Origin of the sequence: Pseudomonas antarctica, assembly GCF_900624995.1 — a bacterium.
GTDB lineage: Bacteria > Pseudomonadota > Gammaproteobacteria > Pseudomonadales > Pseudomonadaceae > Aquipseudomonas > Aquipseudomonas antarctica.
Window position 1 is genome coordinate 15,649 of record NZ_UYXQ01000027.1, and the last position, 13,439, is coordinate 29,087.

Consider the following 13,439-nt stretch of genomic DNA (forward strand, 5'->3'; position numbering starts at 1 on the left):
AGCCTGCCTGGCATCGTACTGAGCGCCCAATCAGCTAACGGGCGAAGCCGGCATTTGATAATTGTTTGCATTTGAACGTCAAGGCACTTAAGGATTGAAATGAAGTTTCTCTGCTCCTCCGATACCCTCGCGCCCAACAGCAGCCTCGGCTTTGAGATCGACGGTTGCAAGCTGTTGGCCGTACGCCGGGACGGCGTTGCCTACTTCTATATCAACCGCTGCCCGCATCGCGGTATCCCGCTGGAATGGCAGCCCGACCAGTTCCTCGACACCAGCGCCAGCCTGATCCAGTGCGCCACCCACGGCGCATTGTTCCTGATCGAGAGCGGCGAATGCATCGCCGGCCCCTGCGCGGGCCAGAGCCTCACCGCCCTGCCCGGCCGCGAAGACGCGCAGGGCTTGTGGGTGGAACTCTAGTCGCCGATCAGCACATCCAAGCGGCGGTCGACGTAAATTTCCTCAGCCGTGACGTGTACACCGTAGGCCAGCACTTCCACGCCAGCAGCCTTAGCCTCACGCAACGCTGCAGCGTAACCGGCGTCGATTTCCACGGCCGGGCGCACCGCTTCGATCCCTGACAGGTTGACGCAATACAACTGCACCGCCCGCACGCCATCGCGCGCCAGGTGTGCCAGCTCACGCAAGTGCTTGGCGCCGCGCTGGGTTACAGCGTCGGGAAAAGCTGCCACCGCCGTGCCATCAAAGCCCAGAGTGACGCTTTTGACTTCGACATACGCCGCGCCTTGCGGGTAGTCCAGGCGAAAATCGATGCGGCTTTTCTCCTGACCGTAAGGCACTTCGCGCTTCAAGGCGGTAAAGCCATTGAGCTCGGTGATAACCCCGGCATGCAACGCCTCCTCAACCAACTGATTGGCGCGCGCCGTGTTGACGCACGCCAGCCTGCCCTGGGGCGTTTCGGCAATCTCCCAAGTGCCTGGCAATTTGCGCTTGGGGTCGGTGGAGCGACTGAACCAGAGCTGGCCGCCCTCCACCATGCAATTGAGCATCGAACCGGTGTTCGGGCAGTGAATAGTCAGCAGCTCGCCGGTAACGGTTTCGATATCGGTGAGAAAGCGCTTGTAGCGGCGAATCAGCCGCGCTGCTTCGAGAGGAGGATGAAAACGCATCAGCCTTGCCAGCTCCGCAAACCACGGGCGATGCGTTCCACCGCCTCCTGTAGCCGATCGAGGTTTTGCGTGTAGGCAAAACGCACATGGTGACCGGCTTGATAGCGGCCGAAATCCAGCCCCGGCGTGAAGGCTACGTGTTCGGTTTCGAGGAAATGACCGCAGAACGCGAAGGCATCACCGCCGAACGCGCTGATATCGGCATACAAATAGAACGCGCCTTCCGGCTCTACGGCAATGCCGAAGCCCAACTCGCGCAGGGCGGGCAGGAGGAAGTCGCGACGGCGACCGAATTCGGCGCGGCGCTCTTCCAGAATGCTCAAGGTTTGCGGGGTAAAGCAGGCCAACGCCGCGTACTGGGCCATGCTCGGCGCGCTGATGTAGAGGTTCTGTGCCAGCTTCTCCAACTCGCCTACGGCGGCAGGCGGCGCCACCAACCAACCGAGGCGCCAGCCGGTCATGCCGAAATACTTCGAAAAACTATTTAGGACAAAAGCGTCATCGTCGACTTCCAGAACGCTGGCGGCATCGGTGCCGTAAGTAAGGCCGTGATAGATCTCATCCACCACCAAGTGACCGTCGCGTGCCTGGATCGCGGCCGACAACCCCGCCAATTCGTCCCGCGTGAGAATGGTGCCAGTCGGGTTAGCCGGAGACGCGACCAGTGCGCCCACGCTGTCCTGGTCCCAATGCTTGGCCACCAGGTCGGTGGTCAGTTGATAGCGCACGTCCGGGCCGACCGGCACCAGTTGCGCCGCGCCTTCCACCAAGCGCAGGAAATGTCGGTTGCACGGGTAGCCTGGGTCGGCGAGCAACCAATGTTTGCCGGGGTCGACCAGCAAGCTGCTCGCCAGCAGCAAGGCGCCAGAGCCTCCGGGCGTGATCAGGATGCGCCCAGGATCAATGCTCAGCCCGTAGCGCTGCTGGTAAAACCCGCTGATGGCCTCGCGCAACTCGGGCAGCCCACGGGCCGCGGTGTAACGGGTTTTGCCGCTGGCCAATGCCGCCTGGCCGGCCTGGATGATCGGCTCGGCGGTGGTGAAGTCCGGCTCGCCGATCTCCAAATGGATCACATCATGACCGGCTGCCTGCAGTTCATTGGCTCGCGCCAGCAACGCCATGACATGAAACGGTTCGATGGCGCGACTGCGCGCACTGTAGGGCTGAGCCATTAGCCTTCCTTCAACGGTGAGGACAAAATCAGGATTCTACCGAACCCTCACGGTAAAACATGCTCTATTGCCTGCTCGGCCGTCCACGATGAACCCAGCACGCGCTTGCAAAACGACTAAAATCAACAGTCGAGACACGCTATACCCAGCCATGGCGGGCTGCTGCTGTTTGCAACCCCGCCGCGCTGGACCTCGACAACCGGGAGTGGCGCACCCTGAATCTATCTGGTAAGTTCGCCCGCTTGCAGCCGCAGGGCCGGCAGGTGTCGGTGACGTTGCAATCCTGCGCAATGGATTAGAAGAGTGAGAGGCGGTCTATTCATGTCCACCCAAGCAAAGCAACAGCAGCAGAGCCTCAGTGGCTTCACACCTTACGTCGAAACGAAAGGTGAGGAGTACATGGGCAAGCCCATGCGCCAGCACTTCACCAAGATCCTGCAAAAGTGGAAGCAGGACTTGATGCAAGAGGTCGACCGCACCGTTGACCACATGAAGGACGAAGCCGCCAACTTCCCGGACCCGGCAGACCGTGCCAGCCAGGAAGAGGAATTCGCCCTCGAACTGCGCGCCCGTGATCGTGAACGCAAGCTGATCAAGAAAATCGACAAAACGCTGCAACTGATCGAAGACGAGGAATATGGCTGGTGCGAATCCTGCGGCGTCGAGATTGGTATTCGCCGCCTGGAAGCCCGCCCAACCGCGGACCTGTGCGTAGACTGCAAGACCTTGGCTGAAATCAAGGAAAAACAGGTCGGCAAGTAATCCTGCCGAGCTGAACGAATGGGGCGTGCAAACGCCCCATTTTTGTTTCTGGCGTTTACCGATTTTCCAGTAGTATCCGGTCCATGACAGCCTCTACCTATATCGGGCGTTTCGCCCCAACGCCCAGCGGCCATTTGCATTTCGGCTCGCTGGTTGCCGCCCTCGCCTCCTACCTCGATGCCCGCGCCAATCACGGCCGCTGGCTGATGCGCATGGAAGACCTCGACCCACCCCGCGAAGAGCCCGGCGCCCAGGCAGCGATCCTGCACGCCCTGGAAAGCTATGGCTTTGAATGGGACGGTCAACTGGTCCGACAAAGCGAACGGCATGACGCCTACGCCGAAGTCCTCAACGGCATGTTCAACCACGGCCTGGCCTACGCCTGCACCTGTTCGCGCAAACAACTGGAGCCCTACCACGGGATTTACCCAGGTTTGTGCCGCAATGCCGGGCATGATCAGCACGACGCTGCCATGCGTCTGCGCGTGCCTGAGTTGGAATACCACTTCACCGACCGCGTCCAGGGCGAATTCCGACAGCACTTGGGTCGTGATGTAGGCGATTTCGTCATCCGTCGCCGCGACGGCCTGTATGCCTATCAATTGGCCGTAGTGCTCGACGATGCCTGGCAAGGTGTGACCGATATTGTGCGCGGCGCCGACCTGCTCGATTCCACGCCGCGCCAGCTGTACCTGCAAGAACTGCTGGGCTTGCGCCAACCGCGCTACTTGCACGTGCCGTTGATCGTCCAGCCGGACGGTAACAAGCTGGGCAAAACCTACCGTTCAGCGCCGTTGACACCTGACCAAGCCACGCCTTTGCTGTTAAGAGCATTGCGCGCACTCGGTCAACCGGCGAGCGCTGAACTGCTGCACGCCAGCCCGCGGGAACTGCTGGACTGGGGCATTGCGCACTGGGACGCCACCAGGATCCCGCGCACACTCACGCTGGCCGAAGCGCAATTGAGCTGAAGGCGCTTGCAGGTTGCCAGCCATCCGTTACCATCGCCGCAGTTTTTTAATCAGAGGCCAACATGTACATCTATCGATTGGTCCTGCTGCTGGTCGTCGGGATCTACCTGTTTTCCCCCGCCATCATGGATTGGTGGATCGACGCCACGGGCGCCTGGTACCGCCCTTATCTGCTGTGGCTGATCCTGATCGTCGTGACCTTCATCCTGCAGAGCCAAAAAGATGCCGATGAGCTTTAGCCTCACCCAGATGCTGCTGATCAGCGCCGCCTACCTGGGTGCACTGTTCGCCGTGGCCTGGATCAGTGAGCGCGGAATGATCCCGCGGGCGATCATTCGCCATCCGCTGACCTACACCTTGTCCCTGGGCGTCTACGCCAGCGCCTGGGCGTTTTATGGCACCGTCGGCCTGGCCTATCAGTACGGCTACGGCTTTCTTTCCAGTTACCTCGGGGTGTCCGGCGCATTTCTGCTGGCGCCGGTGTTGCTGTACCCGATCCTGAAAATCACCCGCACCTACCAGCTGTCGTCCCTGGCGGACCTGTTTGCCTTCCGCTTCCGCAGCACCTGGGCCGGCGCGCTGACCACGATTTTCATGCTGCTCGGCGTGCTGCCGCTGCTGGCCTTGCAAATCCAGGCCGTGGCGGACTCCATCAGCATCCTCACCCGCGAGCCTGTGCAGCATCGCGTCGCGCTGGCCTTCTGCGCGCTGATCACGCTGTTCACGATTTTCTTCGGTTCACGCCATATCGCCACCCGTGAAAAACACGAAGGCCTGGTGTTCGCGATTGCCTTTGAGTCGGTGATCAAGCTGATCGCCATCGGCGGTGTCGGCCTGTATGCACTCTATGGCGTGTTCGACGGTCCGCAACAACTGGAACTGTGGCTGCTGCAAAACCAGACCGCCCTCGCCGCCCTGCACACACCGTTGCAGGAAGGCCCATGGCGCACGCTGTTGCTGGTGTTCTTCGCCTCGGCGATCGTGATGCCGCACATGTACCACATGACATTCACCGAGAATCTCAACCCGCGCTCACTGGTCAGCGCCAGCTGGGGCCTGCCGCTATTCCTGCTGCTGATGAGCTTGGCGGTGCCGTTGATCCTGTGGGCTGGCCTCAAGCTGGGAGCGACCACCAACCCGGAATACTTCACCCTCGGCGTCGGCATTGCCGCCAACAGCAAATCCCTGGCGTTATTGGCTTACGTCGGCGGTTTGTCGGCGGCCAGTGGCTTGATCATCGTGACCACGCTGGCGCTATCGGGCATGGCGCTCAATCACCTAGTGTTGCCGCTGTATCAGCCGCCGGCTGAAGGCAATATCTACCGCTGGCTGAAATGGACACGCCGCGCGCTGATCGTCGCGATCATCATGGCCGGCTATGGCTTCTACCTGCTGCTGGGCGCCGGGCAAGACTTGGCCAACCTCGGCATCGTCGCGTTCGTCGCCACCTTGCAGTTCCTGCCGGGCGTGTTGTCGGTGCTGTACTGGCCGACCGCTAATCGGCGCGGTTTTATCGCCGGCCTGCTGGCGGGGATCCTGGTGTGGATGGTCACCATGCTGCTGCCGCTGGTTGGCAACTTACAGGGTTTCTACATCCCGCTGCTGAACATGATTTACGTGCTGGACGACACCAGCTGGCACATGGCGGCCATTGCTTCCCTGGCAGCCAACGTATTGATGTTCACCTTGATCTCGCTGTTCACCAACGCCAGCCCCGAAGAAACCAGTGCGGCCGAAGCCTGCGCGGTAGATAACGTGCGCCGCCCGCAACGCCGCGAATTGCATGCCGCCTCGCCCCAGGAGTTCGCCACGCAACTGGCCAAGCCACTGGGTGCAAAAGCCGCGCAAAAGGAAGTCGAACAGGCACTACGCGACTTGTATTTGCCGTTCGACGAGCGCCGCCCGTATGCGCTGCGCCGTCTGCGTGACCGGATCGAAGCCAACCTCTCCGGCCTGATGGGGCCGAGCGTGTCCCAGGACATGGTCGAAACGTTCTTGCCCTACAAGGCCGGCGGCGAGAATTATGTCACCGAAGACATCCATTTCATCGAGAGTCGGCTGGAGGACTACCACTCACGCCTCACCGGTCTTGCCGCCGAACTCGATGCATTACGTCGCTACCATCGCCAGACCCTGCAGGAACTGCCGATGGGCGTGTGCTCCCTGGCCAAGGATCAAGAAATCCTGATGTGGAACAAAGCCATGGAGGAACTCACCGGCATCGCCGCCCAGCGGGTTGTGGGCTCGCGCCTGAATACCCTGGGCGATCCATGGAAAGAACTGCTGCAAGGCTTTATCAACCTGCCCGACGAGCATTTGCACAAACAACACCTGGCGCTCGACGGCCAGACCCGTTGGCTCAACCTGCACAAAGCGGCCATCGACGAGCCGTTGGCGCCCGGCAACAGCGGCCTGGTGCTGCTGGTCGAAGACTTAACCGACACGCAAATGCTCGAAGACAAGCTGGTGCACTCCGAGCGCCTGGCCAGTATTGGCCGCTTGGCGGCGGGTGTGGCTCACGAGATTGGCAATCCGATCACCGGTATCGCGTGCCTGGCGCAGAACCTGCGCGAAGAGCGTGAAGAGGACGGCGAAATCACCGAAATCAGCGGGCAGATCCTCGAGCAGACCAAGCGCGTTTCCCGCATCGTGCAGTCGTTGATGAGCTTCGCCCATGCCGGCGCTCATCAGAACCAGGACGAGGCTGTGTGCCTGGCCGAAGTCGCGCAGGATGCCATTGGGCTGCTGGCCTTGAACCGGCGCAATTTCGAAGTACAGTTCTTCAATCTGTGCGACCCCGACCACTGGGTCGACGGCGACTCCCAACGCTTGGCGCAGGTGTTGATCAACCTGCTGTCCAACGCCCGCGATGCTTCCCCGCCGCACAGTGCGGTACGCGTCAAGAGCGAGGCTTTCGAGCATACGATCGATCTGATCGTGGAGGACGAAGGCAGCGGTATTCCACAGAACATCATGGACCGATTGTTCGAACCCTTCTTCACCACCAAGGACCCAGGCGAAGGTACGGGTCTGGGCCTTGCACTGGTCTATTCCATCGTTGAAGAGCATTATGGACAAATCACCATCGACAGCCCGGCTGACACCGAAAGCCAACGCGGCACCCGTATTCGGGTGACCTTGCCGCGTCATGTCGAAGCGACGTCCGCTGTGAACTGAGACCGTCGAGAGAATTGAATCAATGCCGCACATTTTGATCGTCGAAGACGAAACAATTATCCGCTCTGCCTTGCGTCGCCTGCTTGAACGTAATCAGTATCAGGTCAGCGAAGCCGGCTCGGTGCAGGAAGCCCAAGAGCGATTCAGCATTCCCACGTTCGACCTGATTGTCAGCGACCTGCGCCTGCCCGGCGCGCCAGGCACTGAGCTGATCAAGCTTGGCCAGGGCACGCCGGTGCTGATCATGACCAGCTATGCCAGCCTGCGCTCAGCCGTGGACTCGATGAAGATGGGCGCGGTGGACTATATCGCCAAGCCTTTCGACCACGACGAGATGCTCCAGGCCGTGGCCCGTATCCTGCGCGACCGTCAGTCAGCCAACGGCGCGCCCGCCGAACAGCGGCCCGCCGGCAAGGTTGCCAACGGTGCGGATAAGCCAGGCGCCGACAACAGCAATGGCGAAATCGGCATCATCGGCTCCTGCCCACCGATGCAGGACCTGTACAGCAAAATCCGCAAAGTGGCGCCCACCGATTCCAATGTATTGATCCAGGGCGAGTCGGGCACCGGTAAAGAACTGGTGGCCCGCGCCCTGCACAACCTGTCCAAGCGCGCCAAGGCGCCAATGATTTCGGTGAACTGCGCGGCAATCCCTGAATCCCTGATCGAGTCCGAGCTGTTCGGCCACGAGAAAGGTGCGTTTACCGGCGCCAGCGCCGGGCGCGCGGGCCTAGTCGAAGCGGCGGACGGCGGCACCCTGTTCCTCGACGAAATCGGCGAGCTGCCCCTGGAAGCCCAGGCACGTTTGCTGCGCGTGTTGCAGGAAGGCGAAATTCGCCGCGTAGGTTCGGTGCAATCGCAAAAGGTCGATGTTCGCCTGATCGCAGCGACCCACCGTGACCTGAAGAGCCTGGCTAAAATCGGCCAGTTCCGTGAAGACTTGTATTACCGCCTGCACGTGATTGCTCTCAAGCTGCCAGCCCTGCGTGAGCGTGGCGCCGACGTCAACGAGATCGCCAGCGCCTTCCTGTTGCGCCAGAGCGCGCGCATCAACCGTACCGACCTCACGTTTGCCCCGGACGCCGAGCAGGCGATTCGGCACTACTCGTGGCCGGGTAACGTGCGAGAGCTGGAGAATGCGGTCGAGCGAGCGGTCATTCTGTCGGAGAGCCCGGAAATTTCCGCCGAACTGCTGGGCATCGACATTGAACTCAGCGACCTGGAAGACGATGATTTTATCGGCTTGGCCCCGCAACAGGGCGGCGCTAGCAATACCAGCCATGAGCCGACCGAGGACTTGTCACTGGAAGATTACTTCCAGCACTTCGTCCTTGAGCATCAGGACCACATGACCGAGACCGAGCTGGCCCGCAAACTGGGCGTGAGCCGCAAGTGCCTGTGGGAACGTCGCCAGCGCCTGGGTATTCCGCGACGCAAGACTGGGGTGGCCAGCGAGAGTTGAGGGTGCGCCCCGATAGGTAACACCCTCAGATGTGAAAAAACTGTTACCGCAGCTTTTTCGCGTAACAAAAGCCGGGGCTTACGGTAACGAAGCCCCGGCTTTTTTTGGCCTCAAAAAAACCCGAAAGCGCCTCAACCCCCCGGTTTTGCTGGGCGACACAAAAGTTGGCACGCACCCTGCTATATGCTTAGTACAAAAACAATAACAAGCTTAGTACCAGACAATAAAAATAAGACGAATCGACTCACGCATAATAAAAACAACACGGCGGAGGCGCAGCTAATTGATTCTTTTGGAGAGGCGTTGCATTTGGGGCTTGCCCCGCAACCAGGCCGAGAACAACAAAAACTGCCCTAAGGCAGAGCCTGAACTGGTTGGATCGTAGATCAGCAACACAGCGACCAAAGCAATCCGTTTGCTCTTGACTCCCGATTGGGAGTGTCTTGAAGGTGAAGCTTCATGGCGAGGGCGATCAACAAAAACAAGAAGCCCGAAATCAATAATAAAAATAGAGCACGCAACTACTTCTGGGGGAGCTTCGGCTCCCCTTGTAGTTTCCGGGATTTGACCGGCTCATCGCTTCTTTTAAGCTTATGGCGCAAGGCCTGCAGCTTGTTCCTACACCATCCCTCGACTAAATGCTAGAATCCCGGCCCATCATGCGGTCATTCTTCGTTATGGCCGAACATTCCTTCAAACAGTGCATCCCATGCTGAAGAAGTTGTTCCAGTCATTCCGTTCTCCCTTGCGTCGTACGCAACACATTCGCAGCACGCCTGAAGTGCTTAACAGCAATCAGCATTCATTGCAGCGTGCTCAATTCAGCCGTTATGCGGTGAACATCGTCGAACGGTTGCAGAACGCTGGCTACCAGGCTTATCTGGTGGGCGGCTGCGTACGTGACATGTTGCTCAATATCACACCCAAGGATTTCGACGTCGCCACCAGCGCCACGCCCGAGCAGGTGCGTGCCGAGTTTCGCAATGCGCGAATCATCGGTCGCCGCTTTAAATTGGTGCATATCCACTTCGGTCGCGAAATCATCGAGGTCGCGACCTTCCGCGCCGGCCACCCGCAAAACGATGAAGAGGAAGACACCAACCAGTCTTCCCGCAACGAGAGCGGCCGCATCCTGCGCGACAACGTCTACGGCACCCTGGAAGAAGACGCGCAACGCCGCGACTTCACCATCAATGCCTTGTATTACGACCCGGTCAGCGAGCGCATCCTCGATTACGCCAACGGCGTACACGACATTCGCAACAACCTGATCCGCTTGATCGGCGACCCGACCCAGCGCTACCAGGAAGACCCGGTGCGCATGCTGCGCGCGGTGCGCTTTGCCGCCAAGCTGAACTTCGGTATCGAGAAACACACCGCCGCGCCGATTCGCGAACTGGCACCGATGCTGCGGGAGATTCCCTCGGCACGCCTGTTCGAAGAAGTGCTCAAGCTATTCCTCTCAGGATATGCCGCCGACACCTTCGAAATGCTTGTCGACCTGCAGCTGTTCGACCCATTGTTCCCGGCCAGCGCCGAGGCCCTGGAATACAACCCGACGTATACACACACGCTGATCAGCGAAGCCTTGATCAACACCGACCTGCGCATCAAGCAGAACAAACCGGTGACCCCGGCGTTCCTGTTCGCTGCCCTGTTGTGGCCGGCCCTGCCCAAGCGCGTACTGCGCTTGCAAGACCGTGGCATGCCGCCGATTCCGGCCATGCAAGAGGCCGCTCACGAGCTGATCGCCGAGCAGTGCCAGCGCATTGCTATTCCAAAACGTTTCACCATGCCGATCCGCGAGATCTGGGACATGCAGGAACGCCTGCCACGGCGCAGCGGCAAACGCGCCGACCTGCTGCTGGACAATCCGCGCTTTCGCGCGGGCTACGACTTCCTGCTGTTGCGCGAAAGCGCCGGCGAGCAGACCGACGGCCTGGGCGAATGGTGGACCGACTACCAGGACGCTAATGACAGCCAACGCCGCGACATGATTCGTGACCTTGGCAGCAAAGGCGATGGCGCTGGCGATGGTCCGAAAAAACGTCGTCGTAGCTCAAGCAAGCGTAAACGCACGTCTGCCGACGCCTCGGGCGCTGCGGGCGAATAAACGTGGAACGCATCTACATCGGCATGGGCAGCAACCTCGCGGCCCCCGTCCAGCAGTTGCGCAGCGCCGTCCAAGCGTTGGCGTTATTGCCAGGCACCACCCTCGTGGGCGTTTCCGCCTTCTATCAAAGTGATTCCCTGCTTCCGGGGCAACCGCGCTACACCAACGCGGTCGCAGCCCTGGAGAGCAGCCTCGCGCCACTGGCACTGCTCGATGCGCTACAAGCCATCGAAAACGGCCAGGGCCGCGAGCGCCTTGAGCGTTGGGGCCCGCGTACACTTGATCTGGATATCCTGCTGTTTGGCGATCGCTTGATCGACGAACCGCGCCTCAAAGTGCCTCACTACCAGATGCACCTGCGTGCGTTCGTGCTTTACCCGCTGGCCGAACTGGCCCCTGCCGAACTGCAACTGCCCGGCGGGCGTACGCTCGAGGAGCTGTTGACGGCCTGCCCGTTTGTCGGCCTGGAACGCATCCCCACTGCTTGACGCGGCCCGCCTGTGGGAGTCGGCTTGCTCGCTCCCACAGGCGATCTCACACGCCATCAAAAGCGGCGTTCATCGTGCTGAATCGCGTCAGTAACAGCGGTAACACCGCACTCGTAACAATGCGGTAACACATCCAATTGACTTACCGAGCCCTCATCACGACTATAGGCGTCCCGCTGCCGCCAACCGGCGCTTAAGGGCGCAATCCAGGCCTTATAAGCACTGCTCTCAAGACAGTGCGCCTGTATAAACGAAGACTCACGCGCGTTACTCGCTGTTTCCAAGCGCCTGAACGAGGACCCTTTTCATGCCAGACATTACCCTGACCACCTTGCAGAGCCTCAAGCTCAAAGGTGAAAAAATAGCCATGCTGACCTGCTATGACGCCACTTTCGCTCAGGCCAGCTGCCAGGCCGGCGTCGACGTGCTACTGGTGGGTGACTCACTTGGCATGGTTCTTCAAGGGAATGACAGCACCCTGCCCGTCACTACCGATGAGCTCGCCTACCATACTGCCAGCGTCAAGCGCGGTAACGACGGCGCCTTCATCATCGCTGACCTGCCGTTCATGGGCTACGCCACCCTCGAACAGACCTTTCAAAACGCCGGCAAACTGATGCAAGCCGGTGCGCACATGATCAAAGTAGAAGGCGCTGTATGGCTCGCCGAGTCAATTAGACTGCTGGCTGAGCGTGGTGTGCCGGTGTGTGCGCACATGGGCCTGACGCCGCAATCGGTGAACATCCTCGGTGGCTACAAAGTACAAGGCCGCAATGAAGCCCAGGCGCGGCAGATGCGCGCAGATGCCATTGCCCTGGAAGAAGCCGGAGCCGCGATGATCCTGCTCGAATGCGTGCCGAGCGAGCTGGCGGCAGAGATCACGCAAGCCGTCAAAGTGCCGGTCATCGGCATCGGTGCGGGCCCCGACACGGACGGCCAGGTTTTGGTGTTGCACGACATGCTCGGCTTGTCGCTGACCGGCCGTGCGCCGAAATTCGTGAAAAACTTCATGGCCGGCCAAGACAGCATCCAGGCCGCCTTGAGTGCTTACGTCACCGAGGTCAAAGCCGTTACTTTCCCAGGCGCCGAACACGGATTTTCTGCATGAACACCGTTAAGACCGTACGAGAACTGCGTTCCGCCGTCGCCCACGCCCGCAGTGCCGGCAAACGCATAGGTTTTGTGCCCACCATGGGCAACCTGCACAGCGGCCACGCCACCCTGGTGACCAAGGCCGCGCAACAGTCGGATTTCGTGGTAGCGAGTATCTTCGTCAACCCGCTGCAATTCGGCGCAGGCGAAGACCTGGACAAGTACCCACGCACGCTAGCGGCCGATCAGGAGAAGCTGCTGCAAGCCGGTTGCAACCTGCTGTTCGCGCCGACCGTCGAAGAAATGTACCCCGGCGGCATGACCGGCCAGACCCGCGTCAGTGTTCCGCAACTGTCCGAAGGCCTGTGCGGCGCGAGCCGTCCTGGCCATTTCGAAGGCGTGGCCACGGTAGTGAGCAAGCTGTTCAATATGGTCCAGCCAGACATGGCCGTGTTTGGCCAGAAAGATTACCAGCAACTGGCGGTAATCCGCGCCATGGTGCATGACCTGAACATGCCGATCCAGATCATCGGCGAGCCGACCGTACGTGCCGCAGACGGCCTCGCGCTGTCATCGCGCAACGGCTACCTCACCGACGAGCAACGTGCCATCGCGCCGGTGCTGTACCGCAGCCTCAGCCAGATTGCCACGGCAATCAAAGCCGGTGACCACGATTTCGCCAAGCTGCGTGCCGATCAAATCCAGCACATCGAAGCCGCCGGCCTGCGCATGGATTACCTCGAAGTGCGCCAAGGCGTGCATTTGCGCCCGGCCACGGCTGAGGATCGCGACGTGGTGATCCTGGTTGCCGCGTATCTGGGGGCGACTCGCCTGATCGATAACGTGCACCTGAACCTGGCCTGCCCCCCCGCTTTTTCTCATTGAAAAACACCGCACCTGTTGCCCTCCCCGCTGTGCCGGTATAAAAAAGTACCGGCCACAGCGCAGACAAAGCCAAGACATATCGACACGCTAGGTTTAATGTAAACGCCCTGCGCCAGTGTTGGCGCTGACCGGAACCCAACGCTTGATCAAAGACTGGACGTTCCGGATTTAGAAGTGTCCTAAAGGCAAG

Annotated in this window: 12 protein-coding genes; 10 read left to right on the top strand and 2 right to left on the bottom strand. The window is 60.3% G+C overall.

Annotated features, from left to right (window positions below):
- Positions 1 to 99: 99 nt before the first annotated feature.
- Complete coding sequence (locus E0F99_RS15915; RefSeq protein ID WP_083356744.1) at positions 100 to 417, top strand: Rieske (2Fe-2S) protein; 318 nt, start codon at positions 100 to 102, stop codon at positions 415 to 417.
- On the opposite strand, the gene sfsA is transcribed toward E0F99_RS15915, so the two are convergent.
- A complete protein-coding gene (gene sfsA, locus E0F99_RS15920; RefSeq protein ID WP_083356743.1) occupies positions 414 to 1,127 on the bottom strand; it encodes a DNA/RNA nuclease SfsA in 714 nt (237 codons plus the stop codon). The genes E0F99_RS15915 and sfsA overlap by 4 nt on opposite strands.
- Positions 1,127 to 2,299: a pyridoxal phosphate-dependent aminotransferase gene (locus E0F99_RS15925; protein ID WP_083356742.1), complete on the bottom strand. Its 1,173-nt coding sequence runs from the start codon at positions 2,297 to 2,299 to the stop codon at positions 1,127 to 1,129. The genes sfsA and E0F99_RS15925 overlap by 1 nt, the downstream gene beginning before the upstream one ends.
- Before the next feature lie 321 nt (positions 2,300 to 2,620).
- Between E0F99_RS15925 and dksA the strand changes: the two genes are divergently transcribed.
- The 9 genes from dksA (at position 2,621) to panC (ending at position 13,249) form a co-directional block, all read left to right on the top strand.
- A complete protein-coding gene (gene dksA / locus E0F99_RS15930; RefSeq protein WP_034100675.1) occupies positions 2,621 to 3,061 on the top strand; it encodes an RNA polymerase-binding protein DksA in 441 nt (146 codons plus the stop codon).
- A gap of 83 nt (positions 3,062 to 3,144) precedes the next feature.
- A complete protein-coding gene (gene gluQRS, locus E0F99_RS15935; RefSeq protein ID WP_083356741.1) occupies positions 3,145 to 4,032 on the top strand; it encodes a tRNA glutamyl-Q(34) synthetase GluQRS in 888 nt (295 codons plus the stop codon).
- A 62-nt stretch (positions 4,033 to 4,094) separates the two neighbouring features.
- On the top strand, positions 4,095 to 4,271 hold the full coding sequence (locus E0F99_RS15940; RefSeq protein ID WP_003176118.1) for a hypothetical protein: 177 nt from the start codon (positions 4,095 to 4,097) through the stop codon (positions 4,269 to 4,271).
- Positions 4,255 to 7,209 (top strand): sensor histidine kinase, encoded by a 2,955-nt coding sequence (locus tag E0F99_RS15945; protein WP_162276181.1) that lies wholly within the window; start codon positions 4,255 to 4,257, stop codon positions 7,207 to 7,209. Before E0F99_RS15940 ends, E0F99_RS15945 begins: the two co-directional genes overlap by 17 nt.
- A gap of 22 nt (positions 7,210 to 7,231) precedes the next feature.
- Positions 7,232 to 8,671 carry a sigma-54-dependent transcriptional regulator gene (locus E0F99_RS15950; RefSeq protein WP_083356739.1) on the top strand — a complete coding sequence of 480 codons (1,440 nt, stop codon included), beginning with the start codon at positions 7,232 to 7,234 and terminating at the stop codon, positions 8,669 to 8,671.
- Between the two features lie 709 nt (positions 8,672 to 9,380).
- Positions 9,381 to 10,784, top strand: a complete 1,404-nt coding sequence (locus E0F99_RS15960) for a polynucleotide adenylyltransferase PcnB (RefSeq protein ID WP_083356737.1) — start codon at positions 9,381 to 9,383, stop codon at positions 10,782 to 10,784.
- A 2-nt stretch (positions 10,785 to 10,786) separates the two neighbouring features.
- Positions 10,787 to 11,272, top strand: coding sequence for a 2-amino-4-hydroxy-6-hydroxymethyldihydropteridine diphosphokinase (folK, locus tag E0F99_RS15965; protein ID WP_083356736.1), 486 nt, complete (start codon positions 10,787 to 10,789; stop codon positions 11,270 to 11,272).
- Between the two features lie 307 nt (positions 11,273 to 11,579).
- Positions 11,580 to 12,380: a 3-methyl-2-oxobutanoate hydroxymethyltransferase gene (panB, locus tag E0F99_RS15970; protein WP_083356735.1), complete on the top strand. Its 801-nt coding sequence runs from the start codon at positions 11,580 to 11,582 to the stop codon at positions 12,378 to 12,380.
- Positions 12,377 to 13,249 (top strand): pantoate--beta-alanine ligase, encoded by an 873-nt coding sequence (gene panC / locus E0F99_RS15975; RefSeq protein WP_083356734.1) that lies wholly within the window; start codon positions 12,377 to 12,379, stop codon positions 13,247 to 13,249. Before panB ends, panC begins: the two co-directional genes overlap by 4 nt.
- The last annotated feature ends 190 nt before the right edge of the window (positions 13,250 to 13,439 follow it).